The sequence below is a fragment of the Caldicellulosiruptor acetigenus genome, from assembly GCF_026914305.1.
Lineage (GTDB): Bacteria > Bacillota > Thermoanaerobacteria > Caldicellulosiruptorales > Caldicellulosiruptoraceae > Caldicellulosiruptor > Caldicellulosiruptor acetigenus.
In genome coordinates, this window is the sequence record NZ_CP113866.1 from 1,388,573 (window position 1) to 1,406,959 (window position 18,387).

At 33.5% G+C, this 18,387-nt stretch carries 20 protein-coding genes; 4 read left to right on the forward strand and 16 right to left on the reverse strand.

Going from position 1 to position 18,387, the window contains the following annotated elements:
- Nucleotides 1-69: 69 nt before the first annotated feature.
- Together OTK01_RS06870 and OTK01_RS06875 are read right to left on the reverse strand one after the other, a co-directional pair.
- Nucleotides 70-1,629, reverse strand: coding sequence for a M56 family metallopeptidase (locus tag OTK01_RS06870; RefSeq protein ID WP_029227610.1), 1,560 nt, complete (start codon nt 1,627-1,629; stop codon nt 70-72).
- A gap of 7 nt (nt 1,630-1,636) precedes the next feature.
- A complete protein-coding gene (locus OTK01_RS06875) occupies nt 1,637-2,017 on the reverse strand; it encodes a BlaI/MecI/CopY family transcriptional regulator (RefSeq protein WP_013432630.1) in 381 nt (126 codons plus the stop codon).
- 481 nt (nt 2,018-2,498) lie between these two features.
- Between OTK01_RS06875 and OTK01_RS06880 the strand changes: the two genes are divergently transcribed.
- From OTK01_RS06880 to OTK01_RS06895, 4 genes are all read left to right on the forward strand, one after another.
- Nucleotides 2,499-3,032, forward strand: coding sequence for a hypothetical protein (locus tag OTK01_RS06880; RefSeq protein ID WP_029227609.1), 534 nt, complete (start codon nt 2,499-2,501; stop codon nt 3,030-3,032).
- Between the two features lie 69 nt (nt 3,033-3,101).
- Nucleotides 3,102-3,620, forward strand: coding sequence for a VanZ family protein (locus OTK01_RS06885; RefSeq protein WP_029227608.1), 519 nt, complete (start codon nt 3,102-3,104; stop codon nt 3,618-3,620).
- Complete coding sequence (locus OTK01_RS06890; protein WP_156844437.1) at nt 3,620-3,775, forward strand: hypothetical protein; 156 nt, start codon at nt 3,620-3,622, stop codon at nt 3,773-3,775. The genes OTK01_RS06885 and OTK01_RS06890 overlap by 1 nt, the downstream gene beginning before the upstream one ends.
- Nucleotides 3,776-3,994: 219 nt before the next feature.
- Entirely contained in the window at nt 3,995-5,128 is a 1,134-nt protein-coding gene (locus tag OTK01_RS06895) for a hypothetical protein (protein WP_232841632.1), read from the forward strand.
- Nucleotides 5,129-5,266: 138 nt separating this feature from the next.
- Here the strand turns inward: OTK01_RS06895 and aroB are convergent, their stop codons facing one another.
- The 14 genes from aroB to spo0A form a co-directional block, all read right to left on the reverse strand.
- Nucleotides 5,267-6,349, reverse strand: a complete 1,083-nt coding sequence (gene aroB, locus OTK01_RS06900; protein WP_029227607.1) for a 3-dehydroquinate synthase — start codon at nt 6,347-6,349, stop codon at nt 5,267-5,269.
- An 80-nt stretch (nt 6,350-6,429) separates the two neighbouring features.
- Nucleotides 6,430-9,192 carry an isoleucine--tRNA ligase gene (ileS, locus tag OTK01_RS06905; RefSeq protein WP_029227606.1) on the reverse strand — a complete coding sequence of 921 codons (2,763 nt, stop codon included), beginning with the start codon at nt 9,190-9,192 and terminating at the stop codon, nt 6,430-6,432.
- Between the two features lie 28 nt (nt 9,193-9,220).
- Complete coding sequence (locus OTK01_RS06910; RefSeq protein WP_013290501.1) at nt 9,221-9,682, reverse strand: DivIVA domain-containing protein; 462 nt, start codon at nt 9,680-9,682, stop codon at nt 9,221-9,223.
- Nucleotides 9,683-9,706: 24 nt separating this feature from the next.
- Nucleotides 9,707-10,489: a YlmH family RNA-binding protein gene (locus OTK01_RS06915; RefSeq protein ID WP_029227605.1), complete on the reverse strand. Its 783-nt coding sequence runs from the start codon at nt 10,487-10,489 to the stop codon at nt 9,707-9,709.
- A 3-nt stretch (nt 10,490-10,492) separates the two neighbouring features.
- Nucleotides 10,493-10,768: a YggT family protein gene (locus tag OTK01_RS06920; protein WP_013412077.1), complete on the reverse strand. Its 276-nt coding sequence runs from the start codon at nt 10,766-10,768 to the stop codon at nt 10,493-10,495.
- Nucleotides 10,769-10,795: 27 nt separating this feature from the next.
- On the reverse strand, nt 10,796-11,233 hold the full coding sequence (locus OTK01_RS06925; protein WP_013403272.1) for a cell division protein SepF: 438 nt from the start codon (nt 11,231-11,233) through the stop codon (nt 10,796-10,798).
- Nucleotides 11,234-11,252: 19 nt separating this feature from the next.
- Nucleotides 11,253-11,954, reverse strand: coding sequence for a YggS family pyridoxal phosphate-dependent enzyme (locus tag OTK01_RS06930; RefSeq protein WP_029227604.1), 702 nt, complete (start codon nt 11,952-11,954; stop codon nt 11,253-11,255).
- A gap of 15 nt (nt 11,955-11,969) precedes the next feature.
- A complete protein-coding gene (locus OTK01_RS06935) occupies nt 11,970-13,115 on the reverse strand; it encodes an endonuclease Q family protein (protein ID WP_029227603.1) in 1,146 nt (381 codons plus the stop codon).
- Nucleotides 13,112-13,663 (reverse strand): NUDIX domain-containing protein, encoded by a 552-nt coding sequence (locus OTK01_RS06940; RefSeq protein ID WP_013432619.1) that lies wholly within the window; start codon nt 13,661-13,663, stop codon nt 13,112-13,114. The genes OTK01_RS06935 and OTK01_RS06940 overlap by 4 nt, the downstream gene beginning before the upstream one ends.
- 9 nt (nt 13,664-13,672) lie before the next feature.
- Nucleotides 13,673-14,725: a DUF3866 family protein gene (locus OTK01_RS06945; protein ID WP_029227602.1), complete on the reverse strand. Its 1,053-nt coding sequence runs from the start codon at nt 14,723-14,725 to the stop codon at nt 13,673-13,675.
- A 5-nt stretch (nt 14,726-14,730) separates the two neighbouring features.
- Entirely contained in the window at nt 14,731-15,168 is a 438-nt protein-coding gene (rnhA, locus tag OTK01_RS06950; protein ID WP_029227601.1) for a ribonuclease HI, read from the reverse strand.
- 11 nt (nt 15,169-15,179) lie between these two features.
- The gene (gene proC, locus OTK01_RS06955; protein ID WP_029227600.1) at nt 15,180-15,962 is read right to left on the reverse strand and encodes a pyrroline-5-carboxylate reductase; all 783 of its coding nucleotides are present in this window, start codon (nt 15,960-15,962) and stop codon (nt 15,180-15,182) included.
- Nucleotides 15,959-17,503, reverse strand: coding sequence for a putative polysaccharide biosynthesis protein (locus tag OTK01_RS06960; protein WP_029227599.1), 1,545 nt, complete (start codon nt 17,501-17,503; stop codon nt 15,959-15,961). Before OTK01_RS06960 ends, proC begins: the two co-directional genes overlap by 4 nt.
- A gap of 74 nt (nt 17,504-17,577) precedes the next feature.
- Nucleotides 17,578-18,381, reverse strand: a complete 804-nt coding sequence (gene spo0A, locus OTK01_RS06965; protein ID WP_029227598.1) for a sporulation transcription factor Spo0A — start codon at nt 18,379-18,381, stop codon at nt 17,578-17,580.
- Between the last annotated feature and the right edge of the window lie 6 nt (nt 18,382-18,387).

The following is an 18,387-nucleotide window of genomic DNA, read 5'->3' on the forward strand; positions in this document are numbered from 1 at the left end:
GAACTATTGAAAATAAGAATGTACGACATAACTTTTCGCCTCCATTTTTAAATATCATCATGTAAGTTATTACTCAATTCTAAACTCCCTATCTATTTGCTTTTTTATTTGCTCATAATCAGGTTCTGGTAACTTTTGGTCAGTAGAGAATTCATAGAACATTAAGGCCCATTTATCATAGATATGCTTTGTAATTTTCCATGTCCCATCCTGCTTTTCTAATTCAAAAATATTTTCTCCATATGAAATAAACGGCGGATATGCTTCTTTTAGTTTTATCTCTAAGTCAATAACTACTTTGGCTTTGTTGCCATCAAGCTCTATGTTCTTATAATGAAGTTCATATGGAAAATGTCTCTTCTCAACATAACAGTACTTTTTTTCGTCTATATATTTTCTTCTGAACACCAATTTTTTGAGAGCTATTACCTTATTTTGATTCTGTATCTTTGACATATCCAAGTACGGTGTTATATCTATATACTCCATTTGAAGATAAGATTTGTACTGCGTTTCATAAAATCCTTCTATGGTTGATTTGATTGCCTCTATTTCACTGCTATCAAGACTCAAAATATCTTTTGCCCAAATTTGAACAAATGCATTGAGAAATATTGTTGTCAATACTAACATTACAACAAACACTTTTGCTCTTTTGCTCATTTTCCTTGACTCAAAACTCATAATTAGCCTAAACCTTTCGGCAATACTCTCATTCTTACCTACCAAACCAAATCCTGCACCTGCTTCACTGCTCACACTCATCAAAAGAGTGTTGTAAAGTACTTCTGCGTACCTTCTTTTACCATTTTTCTTAAGTTTTCTTATTACCTCTTCGTCACATGAATATTCGCATTCTCTATTTAGCTTTGAAACAGCAAAATATACTAAGGGGTTAAACCAATGAAGTGCATTTATTAATTTGCTTAGCCATTTAATAAGTACATCTTTTCTCTTGAAATGTACAAGTTCATGCCTCATGATTAATCTTAAATCTTCTCTTGCTATATCCTTTATAGGTATTACTAAGATCGGAGTAATTATTCCAATCAACATAGGTGTTTGGACAATATCACTTTCTAATACCTTTATCTTTCTTGAAATTTTTCTTAGATTGCAATACCTTTCAATCATCCTACTGCAATATTCATTTGAACATTCTCGTGAATTTCTTATAAGTACCAGTTTAAACCAAATGTACCTTATCAAAAACCATACAAAAAATACTATGGCACCTACAAGCCAAACATAACCAATAAATTCTACTAATTTTTCAGGGTTAAAATAACTAATATTTTTATAAGGCAGGGCAATTAAAGCCCTACCTCTTGCTATATTCCCTGTTATTTGCAAGTTTAATACATTGTTGTTACTGAGTTTTGAGGTTATATAACTGCTGTCGTCTAATATAGTACTTTGATTTAATATCTTAATATCTTTCATACCTAATTTAGCCAATACATTCCATGGAATAGTAAAACAAAAAAGCCCTACCATCCAAATATAATACTTTACCCTTGCACTCAAATTCTCTTTAAAGATTTTGCTCAAGGTAGCAAATATCAAAACAGCTATGCTACCACCTATTGTCATTGTCAAAACCCATTTGAATATAACTTCTATATTCATCTCATCTCTACTCCTCTTTTCCTAATAACTTCTTAATCTCCTCAAACTCTTCTTTTTTTAAGTTTCCACTTTCAACTAATGCTGCTATTAAATCTTTTACAGAACCGTTAAATAGCTTATTCAATACCCTTGCTGTTTCTATTTTTGCATATTCTTCTTTGCTAATTGATGGACTGTAGTAGTAAAGTTTATCCTTTTTCTCTTGCTTTATTATTTTCTTCTTTACAAGCCTGTCAATCAACGTGTAAATGGTTGACTTTTCCCATTTGATGTCTTTTTCTTTTAACCTTTGCACTATCTCTGGTGCACTCAATGGCTTTCCTTCTTCCCACAAAACCTTCATCACTTCTAACTCAGCCTCTGATGGCTTTAACAAATCATTGTTCATTTACTTCACTCTCCTTTTACAATTGTAATTACAATTATATTTTACAGCAGTAAAATTAATTTGTAAAGAGGTTTTTAAAAGAATTTTTTTGAAACTTTTTTATAAAAAGATTCAACCTTAAACATATCTTTCGTTTCCTCAATGTCGAAAAATAGTTATTGGAACTGATAATATAATATTTTACCAATAAATTGAGAGAATGTACTTGTTTTTTTGTCTAATCTTACAATTGTAGTGTTTCTACATGCGTGGTATAATAATAGCAAAATAAAGAAACTACTCAAGAGGTGAGTCGAAAATGTTTGAAAATTAATGGGTAAAATTGTAATAGGGATTATATTTTCAATCTCAGCCGTTTGCAAAAATAAAAGTTAGAGGATGATTATTCAATTTTTCGGCAGTTTAAAATACTTGATAACGCTCATATTGAGCGTTTCTGCAAAAGGCTAAAAAAACAATAATTATTTTTGGAGGGTTATGCATGAAAAAAATGTTTTGTTTAGTAATTTGCCTTTGGATATGTATACTTTCGAATGCATTTATTTTTGCAGCTTCGCAAACACAAGAAGATATCCAAAGCCTCTCTCAGTCAACAGTAGATATCGATGAGAAAAATCAACCCTTCGGAGTTAATCCTCCAAGCTCTTCAAATCAAACTGTGAACTTAGACCGAGAAAGTTATAATGGTACTGTAGTATGGGCATCAGGGATATTATATAGTGACAAGTGGGTTAAAACAAGTGGCAATACTATTAAAATTGATGCTTGCTTTGGAATGTATTTAAATAAGTCAGATGCTATCAATAGGACAAATCCTTTAAGCAATGCTTATGCATCTATTCCAGTATACTTAGTGGATAGTTCAGGGAAGAAAACATCCCCTCAATATATTATTACTAATAAAGGTTGGCAAACTATTTCTTTTACTGTAACTCCAAATAAAGATTATTATATTGAGTTTAATTTTAATACTGGTTATTATGAGTCAGGAGACTTTATAGTATACAAGCCTTGATTTATTATAAAAGTTATGAAAATATAGAAGACTTAAATTTCAATCTTTTATACTGAAGGAGTACAGGTAATGCTTCAAAAGTATAAGCAAAGAGCTGTAAAGATTATTTTCGCTGGATATATATTTGTAGTTATGATAATTACACAATTTCCAATCAAATTGCCATTTAAAATAGACATTACTAAAGTACAGTATAACTTAGTTCCATTTTATTTTTTAATAAAGAGAATTGAAGCATTAAGAGAAGCATCAAGAGCAGGGTATAATATAAAAGAATACTTACTACCTACTTTTGAAATAATATTTAAAACTTTTGGGTATAATATTATTTTATTTTTACCATTCGGCTTTTTGCTACCAATAATAAGGAAAGATTGCCCATTAAAAAAAGTAACATATTATAGTTTTTCATTTTCTTTATGCATAGAAGTATTGCAGTTAATTAGTATGATAATGACAAACAATTCTGGCAGATGTTTTGACATAGACGATATTATAGCGAATACAATAGGCGGAATTGTAGGATTTTACTTTTGTATTATTAGTAAAAGATTATTGATGCTTATATTCAAAGGAGTTGATTTGTAATGCAAATTAGAAAAATTAATAATTGTAAAATTCTGAAAACCACAGTATTAATTTTACTTCTGGTGTTATTTCCTATTCTGTACAACTTGAATATCGTTGCTGCTGAAAATACATCTGAGAACAACAAAAGTGGCATAGTAACTTTAAAAACATAAGTTAATTCCATCTCAAAATGGGGAGAAGATAAGAAAAAATTATTTTTCAAATGGTGGATATGAAGAAATTTGTATCGACAAAAATGGTAAAACCAAAAAATGGGTATCATATAATAAAACCGGCAATTTATTGATAGAAATAATTTATGATGATTATGGTGGTGAAGTTATTCATTTACCCGATTGGTCGGTTGAATCTCTGAAAGAAGAGGGATGAAAATGAAAAATAAGCTAATAGTAAGTTTAATTATATTAGTATGTTTTTTTGTCACAAATAGCAACATTCCTGTTGATTGTACGAACAGAAATGATAATTTAATCCTTTCTTGCACATGGTTAAAATCTTCCTTTGGAGTAAACCAAAATGCAATATTTGCTTGGAATATACAAGAACTATTACAAGGGGAAAGACCTACTTTACACCTTGTTTGGAAAGGTGGAAGAGGACTAAATCCAGAAGCAGTTATCTCGTCTGATGGTAAATGTATGGCAATTTCAACGTGGAACAAAGAAAGAGATGCGCAGAATATTTTACTTGTAGATCTCAAAACAAAAAAAGAAGATTGGCTTACAAAGGATTTTAGTGAGCAATTTTTTATACATTGGCTGAATAACGAACTTTTATTAATTTATAATGTTCCCCATAAACCTAACGGTAAGCTTAGTATCCAAATATGGAATATCAAAACTAAAAAAATAACAAAAGAAATTGATACTAATAGTCTTATTGTTGTTCCTAAGAATTCACAAATTAACATGATTCAATTTGCACCATCTGAAATTAATAATCGACTTATTTTTATCACCTGGATTCAAGAGAGTAAATTTAAAGAATATAATAAAAACAATGAAAAAGTCCTTTATCTTCCTACCTATCCATACAAAATTGTATGGTTTGATAAAAATAATTTAGAAATAATAGATACCACTTTATATCCTGCTATTAACAATTTACCATATCCGCCAAGACAACATTTTGATATAGCACCAAATGGAATATTTGCTTTTATAACAGATATACAATCCATAAAAGAAGCATCATATCCTGAAAAAAATTTAATAAGAGTTATGAAATTAAATAGAAATAAAAATTCATTTGAAACATTATTTACAATATCTTCTACAAATAGTGTGGTACAGTATGATTCAGTTAATTTTTTTGGCAATAACTATCTTATTTTTAGCGAAAAGGAAGTCAAAAATAAAAAAGTAAAGTATAACGTTGCGGTATACAGTATCAAAGACCAAAAAATGTATAAATTTGAACCTATATGGAATGGTAAAAATATAGCACTTGTTAGTCATAAAGTGGTACCAAAAGAGATTTCTTTAAATTCGCTCATCAAGAAATAAGCTACAAGGGGCTAGCTAAAAAGTTTCAAAGATAGCCCCTTCTTTACAATTTTTAGTTTTTAACTTGATGCTCTCCCTATATGCTGTAAAATAAGTTTTCAAAAATATACTTTTAAAAAGTCATTTTTGTAATGAATTCTAAAAAATAACTTTTTCGAATTTGTCCAGTGCTTCATATAAAGTATCCTCTTTAGTTTCGTAACCTAAAACATAATCACATACATCTTTTAATAAAACCATTCTTATAGAAGCATTTATATTCTTCTTGTCATACTTCATAATTGAGATAATTTGGCTCTTCTCAAATCTTTGAGGAAGTTTTATACTATTCTTCTCCAAAATTCTTATTAAAAAATCTAAGTTTGATAAATCAAAATTAAACAGAATGTTTGAAAGTATCATCTCAGCAACCATTCCCAAAATAACGAATATACCATGAGAAAAATAGTAATTGTAATACGTCTCTAATGCATGACCTACTGTGTGGCCAAAATTCAGAACTTCTCTCAAAAGTGATTCTTTTTCATCCTTTTCAACAACTTTAACTTTACAGTTAATAGATTTCTTTATCAACTGCATAGCAAGTATTTTATCTTGAAAAATCTCAAAAACATCATTTTCAAATCTATCTTTCATATCCAATATACTTTTGTCTAAGGTAAAACCATATTTTATTATTTCACCAATTCCAGATAAAACTTCGCTTTTTGGAAGTGTTCCTAAAAACTGAGGGCAAATTATTATCATCTCAGGTTGATAAAATGTTCCAATTTGATTTTTATATAACTTGTAGTTGATTCCTGTTTTACCACCAATACTACTATCAACCATTGAAAGAAGAGTTGTTGGAATGTGAATGAGCCTCACACCACGTTTATATGTAGATGCTATAAACCCTACTACATCACCAACAACCCCGCCACCAATTGCAACAAACAATGCTCTTCTGTCTACATTGCTATCCAAAAGATAATCAATGGCTTTCAGGTAAGACTCTATTGACTTTGACTCCTCACCTTCATCAAAAAGGTAAAGGTAAGAGTGCTGCAGGCTATCAATAAAATCTTTGTAGAGCTTGTAGACCAACTTGTCAGTAAATATGACAAGATTTGAGCAGTTAAAAGATGCAAGATATTCTCCAATTTTTTCTATTCTCTCAACAAAGACAATTGGAATGTTTTTTTCTTCCCTTTTTAAATTTAAGTAAATCCTGTCTTCCATCCTACCCATCCTTTTTTGCAGATTTTATAAAAATAAAAGACAAGCCGGCATTTTTTGTACACCGGCTCATTTTCTTTACGTTATTTACCTTTTACAACCTCATAGCACCTTGGACATACATTTAAACTTTCTTCATTCTTTCCAACCATCATATCGAATTTCCAACATCGTTCACACTTTGAACCATCAGCCTTGTAAACCTCCACTTTAATCTGGTTGTCATCGCCTTCTTCAACCTCAAGCTGAGAAACAATTAACACTTCCTGAATGATGTCTTTGTTTTCTTCTATAAACCTCTTATCAATGCCTTTTGCAAAAATCTTTACTTTGCTGTCCAGTGAACTCCCAATAAGCTTTTCATTTCTTGCAATCTCAAGCTGTTTTGCAACAATGTCTTTTATTTCAATTATTTTATTCCACTTTTCTCTCAAGGTTTCATCTTTTAATATACATTCGTCAATCTTTGGCCAGCTTGTTAAGAACACTGATTCAGCGTCTTCTTCTTTGAAAGCAATATTCTGCCAAATTTCTTCTGCTGTGAAGGACAAAATTGGTGCAATAAGTTTTGTGAGCGCAACAAGTATTTCGTACATGACAGTCTGGGCAGACCTTCTGTCAAGGCTTTCACTTTTTGATGCATAGAGTCTATCTTTGTTTATATCCAGATAAAGGTTGCTCATGTCAATTACACAGAAGTTATGAACAAGATGATATACCTGATTGTAATCATACTCTTCGTACGCTTTTGTCACCTTTTCAATCAGCATATACAGCCTCTGAAGCGCCCACCTATCAATTTCTTTCAAGTCTTCATATCCTACCTTGTCTGTCTTTGGATTAAAGTCATAAAGATTGCCGAGCAAGAATCTTGCTGTGTTTCTAATCTTTCTGTAGATTTCTGTTAGCTGTTTTATAATCTCCTTTGAAATTCTCATATCGGTTGTGTAGTCAGCTGAAACACACCAAAGCCTTAAGATATCTGCACCAAACTCATTGATGATATCAAACGGCGATATTACATTGCCTTCTGACTTTGACATTTTCTTCCCTTCGCCATCAACTACAAACCCATGTGTCAAAACAATCTTGTAAGGAGCTCTTCCCTTTGTTGCAACAGCAGTCAAGAGTGATGATTGGAACCACCCTCTGTACTGGTCATTTCCTTCTAAGTACATGTCACATGGCCACTCTAAATCTTCTCGGCTCTCAAGAACATATGCATGAGATGAGCCAGAGTCAAACCACACATCCATGATGTCAGTTTCTTTTTCAAATTCCTCACACCCACAGCTTGGACATTTTATACCTTCCGGCAAAAGCTCTTTTACATCCTTTGAGAACCACGCATCAGAACCCTCTTTTTCAAATATCTTTGCTATATGGTCAATTGTCTCATCGGTTATAAGCTCTTTCCTACAATTTTTGCAATAGAAGATTGGGATTGGCACACCCCAGATTCTCTGCCTTGAGATACACCAGTCTTGCCTGTCTGCAATCATATTGTAAATTCTATCTCTTCCCCACTCTGGTACCCACTTGACATCATCTACAGCCTTTAATGCCTCTTCTCTAAAACCTTTGACTGAAGCAAACCACTGCTCGGTTGCTCTGAATATGACAGGATTTTTACATCTCCAGCAGTGAGGATACTGGTGAGTTATCTTTTCAACACCAAGAAGATGACCTGAAGCTTCCAACTCCTTTGCAATCTCTTTGTTTGAATCTTCATAAAAGAGGCCTGCAAATTTGCCAGCTTCTTTTGTTAAATACCCTTTATTGTCAACTGGAACAATTACAGGTATATTATACCTCTGACAAACCTCAAAGTCCTCTTCACCATGCCCGGGTGCTGTGTGAACACAACCTGTTCCTGCTTCTAAAGTTACATGCTCACCTAAAATTACCAGAGAGCTTCTATCCAAAAACGGATGTTTGCATTTTACATATTCTAAATCTTTGCCTTTAAACCTTGCAATTTCCTGGTACTGCTCAATTTTATTTGTCTTCATTACTCTTTCTACAAGCTCAGATGCCACAACTAATATCTCATTTCCAATATCAACCAAACTATAGTCAAAATCAGCATTTAAAGCAATGGCAAGGTTGCCCGGAAGTGTCCATGTTGTGGTTGTCCAAATTACAATGTATACCTTTTTATCTCCTATGGGCAAATTTGAAAACAATCCTTTGTCGTCGATCACTTCAAACTTAACATAAATAGAGTATGTCCTGTCCTCTTGATACTCAATCTCTGCTTCTGCCAATGCAGTTTCGCAAGACGGACACCAGTAAACAGGTTTTAGACCTTTATAGATATAACCTTTTTTAGCCATTTCTCCAAATACACGAATTTGTCTTGCCTCGAATTTTGGGTCTAAAGTCATATAAGGATTTTCCCATTCACCAAACACGCCAAGTCTTTTGAACTGTTCTCTTTGGATGTCAATATAGTTGAGGGCAAACTCTTTACACTTTTTCCTAAACTCTACTGGGTCAACTTCATGCCTGTTTACACCAAACTTTTTGATAACCTGTTGTTCAATTGGAAGACCGTGTGTGTCCCACCCAGGAATATAAGGTGTGTAGTAGCCTTGCAATGATTTGTACTTGTTTACTATGTCTTTTAAAACTTTGTTCAGGGCATGGCCCAAATGAATGTCGCCGTTTGCATAAGGTGGTCCGTCATGAAGAATAAACTTTTTATTATTTTTATTTTTTTCGAGCATCTTTTTGAAAATATCATTTTCTTGCCAGAACTTTAGAAATTGAGGCTCTCTTTGTGCCAAGTTTGCTCTCATTGGAAAATCTGTTTTTGGTAAGTTCAATGTTTGACTCCAGTCCATCTCCTGTTTCATCCCCCTGCTAAAAATATTAGTCGTTTTGTAGTTCTTTGTCTACCATTTCAAGTGCACTAAGTTCAGTTTGTAGTAAATTCCTGAACTTGTTAAGAAAAAGTTGATATCTCTTCTTAAGCTCCCCATATTCATATGTTATTTGCAAAACTTTGCTATTTGCTTCTTCTATCATCTTTGAAGCCTTCATCTCGGCTTCTTTGATTATTGTCTCAGCCTTTTGATATGCGACCTTTTTAATCTCCTCTGCAGTTGACTGTGCAACAATCAACGTGTTTTGAAGCGTCTCCTCAATTGTCTTATAGTTTTGAATGTTCTCATTCAAAAGCGCAATCTTGTCTTTGAGCTCTAAGTTTTCCTTGTACAAAGCCTCATAATCTTTTAAAACCTGGTCTAAAAACTCTTCTACCTCTTCAACACTGTACCCGCCTATATACACCCTTTTAAAGGTCTTAGATTCAATATCTTGAGGGGTTAACATCAATATTTTACCTCCGCATAAAAATTATGAAAATCTAAAAACTTCTATACTAATTCTTCCCTTTTTTGTAGTGGACAATACCTTTTCGATTTTGAGTCGTCCATGATGTCGTACCGAGAGCAAATCCCCTTCCTTAACAGCATACGAAGGTTTATCAATGTAGACCCAGTTGACTGCTACTTTCATCTGTCTGATTAAATCTGCTGCTTCTTCTCTTGAAATTCCAAAACCGTGGCTTATCACACTGTCAACTCTAAGCGATGCAACTGTATAAACAATTCTTTTACTGCTATTGTTGATAAACCATTTTATATCGATTTGACCATTTTCAACAATACTGCATTTTACTTTCTCTTTGCCAATTTTGTCTATATTTGTTACAATATATGTTGCAATTTCATCTTTTACAAACACAAGCGCGCTATTTTCTTTTACCAGAATATCACCTATCTTGTCTCTTTTGAGTCCGTTTCCAATAAGACTACCCAAAATTTGTCTGTGAGAAAGGTTATTCTTAGCTTCAATTAAAATTGTTTGTATTGGATATGTGAGATTTTCTGCATATTCTTCAAAATCACTGCTAAAAATAGCCAATATATTTCTTTCGCTGCCTTCATACCCGCCCCAACATCTGTGTAGAATGTGATTTTGATTTTTTAATAGGACCTCGACTGCATACTTTATTGCAAACGGGGAAAGAAAGTCAGAATATTCAATTCCCCAGCTAAGCTTTTCTATCAAGTTTTTGAGTTTCAGCACTTCATGTTTGTTCTCTTCGGGAATATAAGTCATAGCCTGCTGCCCCATTTTTCATATCAATATTATGAGAAGTAGTCGCAAAAGCCATCTTAAAACTTCTAAAAGAATTATAGCAATCATAGGAGAAAAGTCAATAAAACCTATCCGAATGTATCGCGAAGCTACCCTCCTCACAGGGTCAAGGATAGGATTTACAATAGTACCTAATATCCTCCTGTATTTATTGTATGGGTCAACTATCACCCATGATAAGATTGCATCAACTATTATACAAAACTCCACAAACGAAATTGCCTTGTCTGCAAGTCCAAATAAAAATCTTATCATATAACTCCCCCAAAAATTTTGTCTTGATTACTTCAACCAGGCAAATACACCTTTTGACCTGAACTCTTCTTTGAGCTGTTCATCAACTTCTAAATCAATACTTCTTGGAACAACAACAAATATCTTTTTACTCACCTTATGAATCTTAGCATCCAGAACATAAACAGCCCCGCTTACAAAATCAATTATTCTTTGTATATGCTCCTCTGCTACTTGTTCTAAATTGAAAACAACTATCTTGTTTTCTCTCAGAGCATCGCAAACTTTAACAACCTCATCAAAGAGTTTGAGATTGTACACTGTAACTTCTGTCTGATTTGCTTTTCCGATTGTCACAACCTTTGGTGTTTCATGCTTTGGTTTTGCATTTTCCTCTTTTGTTTTTGAGATGTCCTGAGGCTTGTCCTCCTCTTCAATCTCAATGCCAATAAGGTTTAAAAATTTTCTTTGAAGGTTATCAAACATGACCAAAAAACCTCCCTTATTATTTTTTTGGTCTTTCCCCAAAGATTTTAGTTCCTATTCTAACCAAGGTGGCACCTTCTTCTATTGCCACCTCAAAGTCACCACTCATACCCATCGACAGCACTTCAATGTTAACATTATTATAATTTAATTTCTTGTATTTTTCAAAGATTTCTTTCATCTTTCTAAAGTAGCCTCTCAATTTCATGTCATCATCTTCGATTGGAGGTATTGTCATAAAACCCTTAAGAATAACATGTGGACAATTTATGATTTTTTCAATTAAATGGTCTACTTTTTCTGGATTTATTCCACCCTTTGACTCTTCACCACCTATGTTTATTTCTATAAGTACACTGCACGTTTTTCCTGCTTTTGTGCATCTTTTTTCAAGTTCATCAATTTGCTGAGGACTATCAATTGAATGAATGAGACTTACTTTATCGTAAATGTATTTAATCTTGTTTGTTTGAAGCCTTCCTATAAAATGCCATTCAAGATAAGGAAGTTCTTGAAACTTTGGCAAAAATTCTTGTACCCTGTTCTCACCAAAAATCTTTAGACCAAACTGGTTTGCAAGCTTTATAGTCTCGACATCTACCCCTTTGGTTGCACCAAGCAGGCTTACCTCATCTGGCTTTCTACCAGCTCTTAAACAAGCCATTTCAATTCTTTCCATTACATCCTCAATATTTTTTTTGAGCGTCTCTTTGTCAACCATAAGTCATCACCCAGTTTATTCAAATATAATTCTTCCAAAATGTCCTCCAGCGCCAAATTTAACGGTGTAGTCTTGATTTATAAATCTTACAAGTTTTTGAACTACATTTTCATCAATATTATAATTCTTAAAAGTACCATTATTTAGAGATTTAATAAAGTTTATTTCATTTTCAAAAACGTCAATTATTTTTTTGATTGTTTTTTGTCCAAATCCCTGTACAAGTTCAAAAGGGAAAGTGTAAAAATAAGGCGGTTTTTCAACCGGATTTTCTGTCTTGTAAAGCCATGAGATCCTATCCTCAACACCAATTACAATGTCTCTACTTTTGCAAAACGGACACAATGCAGAATTTTGGCTTTTCAGATTAAATGAACTGTTACATCTATTGCAATACGATTTATGATATTTTCCAAGTTTTGGGTTTATGCCATAGTTTGCAACTACTCTGTTTTCTTTTATACTTTTTATAACATCCTTTGCAGAAACATTTTCAACCTCAATTTCATTAAACTCTCTTGCAATATTTTTTAGAGAATGAGCGTCTGAGTTAGAAAGCAGACTCCTTTTTTGGACATCGCAAAGATAACTTACCATTTTTGAGTCTGCAGAAAGACCAAGCTCTATTGAAAAAACCTCTATATCTCTGAAAACTTCCTCAACTCTTTGTGCTGCTGAATAAAAACCTTTATATGGCGTAAATGCATGTGCAGGGACAGCTAAAAGTCCAAAAGATGATACAATCCTTTCAAAATCGCTAATTTGGCCTCTGAAAACCGGACAGCTAAAATCAATTTGATTAAAGTAGGTCTTAATTATTTTTCTGAAGTCTTTTAACTTTTCATAATCTTCGAAAAAGACAAGACAGTGAAAATCATTTGAACAAAACCTCAATTCAATCTCGGCTGCAGGTATTATCAAAAGCCTTTCAGAATACAAGCTTCCATCTTTCAATTCAAGCTTTCCTTTATCTAATAGCTTATCAGTTTCTTCAATTACATCCTTACATAAAAAATCGACAATACCAATCACATTAAGTCCTTTTTCATCTTTTGCTGTTTTTATAATATTCTCAAGTGTAAGGGTTTTTGAAGAAGGTACCTTTATATACCTCCCATTAGAAAATCCTATGTGGACATGCAAATCAGCATATACCCTCATTTTACCAGACCTTGCTCCTGCAAATACATATTTGCAAGAAGAAGTCCTATTATTGTCTTTGCATCCCTAATCTCACCTTTTTTGACCATCAAAATAGCATCAGCCATCTTAATATTTAGTACTTCAACAAACTCGTCAGCATCTGTATGAGCCTCTCCTTTGTAAAGGCCTGTTGCAAGGTACACATGTATCACTTCGTTTGAAAATCCCGGCGTTGTATAAATCTCAGTAAGTTTTATTAATTCTCTTGCTTTATAACCTGTTTCTTCTTCAAGCTCTCTTTTGGCACATTCAAGTGGATTTTCATCTTTGTCAAGTTTGCCTGCAGGAAGTTCTATTATTACCTTTTCAATTGGTTTTCGAAACTGTTTTACAAAGATGACGTTGTTCTCATCATCGACAGGAACAACTACAGCTGCACCCGAGTGAAGTACAATAGCACGCTGAGAGATATTGCCGTTTGGAAGTAAAACTTTGTCCACTTTTAATGATATAAATGAACCGTCATATATCAATGTAGAATCTATGGTCTTTTCATAAAAATCCATCTTTATTCTTCATCTCCTTTTAAGTTTTGTCGAGACATATTCAGCTGTAGCAAAAAGTTCTAAAAAGTATTCACAATCTTGCTCATAACTTCTCCCCATTGTGCTCATGATTGACTTATATTTTTCAACTATCATTTTATCTATTTCGTTTACCACAGCTACAGTATGCTTTGCACGGTAATTGTTTAATGTCTTATATATTTTTGCGAAAAATATTTTATCCTCAAAATCAAAAATTGGAATTTCTACTAAACAATTGACATAATTTAATATTGTAAGAGAATGATGACTTATGAATCTGTGCCGCTGTCTTTTTTCATTTTTCGATACTCTCACAGGAAACACTACTCTACCGCCAAACCTCACTACGTCCTCAATAACATGTACAGCCTTGTAACTTGTAAACCCAAACTTTGTCCCTGTTCCCACAATTCCGGGCAGGGGAGAAATTATAGCAACATCACATCCCAAGCTTTGAGAAAAAATGAGAGAATTTATTTCGTTTATACATTCAAATTCACCATTGAATGCTTCCTGGCATGTTATTATGTAGTCTACAAATTTGTTTTCCTTTAAAAACTCTAAGTTATGTGAAAGCTTTGCATTTAACATTCCCCAATCGTTTAATATGACAGAAATCTTTATTCCTTTTACTTTTTCTTTAAGGTAAATACATAGAGGCAAAAGCATGCTGTGAAGCTCACATACAATAACAATTATATCATTAAAATTTGGGACTTTATCAAAAAGGTCAGGATTTTTTTCTTCTTCTGTCAACACAGAAAATTGCAGTGGTGTGTATCTGAGCTTCATTATATGACCTTTTGACAGATTTTTAAAAGCCTCAAAAGGCAAAATATAATCATATCCGCCAGTCCCAAGCTGAAGCACTCTTGCTGTTGTGTTCACCAAAACTTCTTGTCCCTCTTTTACCTCGTGATTTATATCTAAAAAGTTTATAGCAATACCTACATCGCCGTCTTGATATTTTACTTCAACATACTGGCAAAACCCTGCAGTATTTAAATTTCTTGTCACAATCCCTTTTTTTATTTCAAACACTTTGTTTACTGCTCCCCTTTTATCATACTTCTTGCAATCTGGTCACAAAGATTGTTAAGTTCGTTGTCAGCGTGACCCTTAACTTTCTCAAAAGTTACTTTGTGAATTTTTAGAAGTTCTATGAGCTCATTCCACAAATCAATGTTTTTGACCTCTTCATTTTCAGATGTCTTCCATCCATTTTTCTGCCATCTTTCTATCCAATTTTGATTGACAGCATTTACAATATAAGCAGAGTCTGAATAGATTACTACTTTGCACGGTTCCTTCAATGCCTTTAGAGCTTCCACAACCGCTTTGAGCTCCATTCTGTTATTGGTTGTGTACCTTTCAAAACCTTTTAACACCTTCTTGATTCCTTTGTATATGAGTATAGCACACCAACCGCCTGGTCCAGGATTTCCGCTGCAAGCACCGTCGGTGTAAATTGTAACTTCTTTCATCACTTTAACACCTACAATATATTTTTGGCTCTTTCATATGCCTTGAGTATCCCATCTATTATTGCCCCTTTTACCGCTCTTCTTTCAAACTCCACAAGCCCTTCAATTGTTGTACCTCCAGGAGATGTTACCATATCCTTTATCTGTTGTGTAGTTAACATATTATTTTTCATGTTAACAACAGTACCTTCAAACAACGTTAAGACCAAGTTTAAACTTTCTTGTCTTGAAAATCCGAGTTTGACTGCTGCATCTACGCAGCTTTCAATAAAGTGTGCAACAAATGCTGGACCACTTCCAAACAAGGCTGTTATTGCATCCATATGTTTTTCATCAGTAGCTATAACCTCACCCATACTTTTGAAAAGGTTGAGTATTTTTTCTTTCTCATCAGCTGATACCATTTCAGAAAAACATATTCCCATAACGCCTTTCTGCACGCTTATATTTATATTAGGCATAACTCGAACTATCTTTTTTTCTCCTACAACCTCTTTAATTTTTGAAATCGAAATCCCCGCTGCAATAGAGACTATTATCTTTTCAGAGATGCCATCTTTTATTTTCTCAAGCACATCAAAGATGTCTTTTGGCTTTACAGCAATTATGATTATGCTGCTGCTTTCTACAGTCTCAATTTCACTATTGACCCTGATAGCACCATAAACTTGTGAAAACCTGTTTGCCTTGTCAATGTCTATGTCATAGCAAAAAAGTTGAGCTTCAATAGATTGTTTTATTGAATATGCGATTGAACTTGCCATGTTTCCACAGCCAATTATTCCTATCTTCATTTTCTTTTCACCTCAAAGAAAAATTCTTTTATTGTTGAAACTTTCAATATACCTAACATAAAAGCACACATAAAATATACGCATGCACAACAAGTTATCATAACTACACCTTCGATAAAGACAGAGGTTTTGAGAATGTTAAGGATTATTCTGCCTACAATAACCATTATAGCACTTGAAAGGACAATATAAAACATCTTTAACATATTAAAATGGGCAAAACCAAAGGATTTTAACTTATCTAAGTTTATCACAAACACCACAAAGTAGCACATGATATTAGCTAAGACAAGCCCTGATATGTTTAGATTGTATATTACGATAAACACAAACATGCATATAATCTTTATAATCACACCTGTTAGGATACTTTTTACAGGTGCCATAAAATGTCCAGTTGCTTGCAGCACCGACGTTGTAAACTGAACAAGAGAGATTAAGATGGTAAGAAAAGCAGAGATTTTTAGCACGCTATCTCCTGTAGTAGCGTTGAAAAATACAATTTTGAATATGGTATCAGAGAAAAAATAAAATGCTGCACAACAAGGTAGTGTCACAAGAATGATGTACTCAAAAGCAGTGCAAATGAGCTCTCTTTTTTCTTTTTGCTGTTTTGCAGCCACAACATATGAAACTATGCTCACAGCCATTGACACACTGAAGGTGAGTGGAACATGTATAAGAGTCATTGCCTTGCCTGAAAATATTCCAAACAGCTGTGAGATTATTCTATCCTGATACCCTCTCATATGCATGAAATATGGAAAAAGCAAAGAGTCAACAATTGATATTACTGACATCAAAAGCGACGACAGCGAAAAATAAATAGTAAGCAAAAGAATATTTTTGGATTCTAAGATTATATCACGGTATACTTCTTTATTTTCGGCATTATTTTTGGTACTATTTATAATCTCATCTTTCTGCAGTACAAAAATAAGATAGATTAAAGAAAATAAAGCTCCTATACTGCTTCCTGCAAGTGCCCCTGCAACCGAAAAATGGACCCCTTTTCTTAAAAGCAAAATACAAAACAAAAGTCCAAAACAAACCCGTCCTATCGACTCTATTATTTGCGAGATTGATGTAATGTACATCTTTTTGACACCATTAAAATACCCTCTGTACGACGCTTGCACAGAGACAAGAAAAAGTGCAGGAGCTAAAGACAAGTATGGAATATAAGCCTCTTGTGGCCACTTGAAGATTTCTATAATCTTTTTAGATAAAAGCACATATGCAAGCGAAAATATAAAAGAAATAGCTGTTATAACACTCAAACCTGTGTAAAATGTGAGTTTACAAGCCCTGTAATCTTTTTCTGCATGAGAGGAGGAAATCTGTTTTGAAACTGCGAGTGAAAAACCAGTCATTGTGAAAGTCAAAACGGTAGTATAAATGGGATAAGGCAGCTGATACAACCCTATCCCATAATCACCAACAATGTTTATAAGGGGAAGTTTTAAGAATACACCAACAAATTTTGCAAAAAGTGACCCCACTGTCAGGATGATTGCTGAATATATTAATCCTTTTTTCATAAACTTTAGCTTTCACATCAAACTGTTGCTCCATATTAAAAGTGTATGTAAATTGTCCTGTTTTAAATCCTCGTTTATTTTGCCTGGGAAGACTTCTTTATCTTGAGTCTTAACTTGTCGCTTATCATGGCTATAAATTCAGCGTTAGTAGGCTTTCCTTTATCCTGTGACGTGGAATACCCAAAATATTTATAAAGTGTGTCTGCCTTGCCCCTTGTTGATGAAATCTCTATCGCATGTCTTATTGCTCTTTCCACTCTGGTTGGTGTTGTGTTGTATTTCTCTGCAATCATAGGATACAAAACTTTTGTGATACCACTTAAGAGGTCAGCATCCATAGTTGCTGCAACAATTGCATCTCTCAAAAACTGATACCCTCTCACATGCGCAGGGATTCCAATCTCTTTGAGAATTTCTGTGACCTCGGCTTCCAAGTCCACTTCGCTCACAGGTTTTTTCTCAGCAGGTTTTGAGAAATTTACCTCTACAGTCTCTGGCTTTGAAGATGTGCTGAATAAAAGTTGTCTAACTCTTTCTATCATAATATTCAAATCAAAGGGCTTAACAAAGTAGTACAGAGCTCCCATATTAATTGCTTTTTGTGAAATATTTTCTTGACCAACTGCAGAGATGACAATTATGTTTGGACGTTTTTCCACACTTGAGAGATTTTCTATTACACCAATTCCATCAAGGTATGGCATTATGATATCCAGCATCAAAAGGTCTGGTTTCTTTTCTTCAACAACTTTCAAGGTTTCAACACCATCATACGAATTGCCAACCACCAGAAAATCTGGCTGGGAATTGAAAACTTCTGTTAAAAGCATGTTAAATTGTCTGTTATCATCTGCAATCACTACTTTCAACTTTTCCATATATCT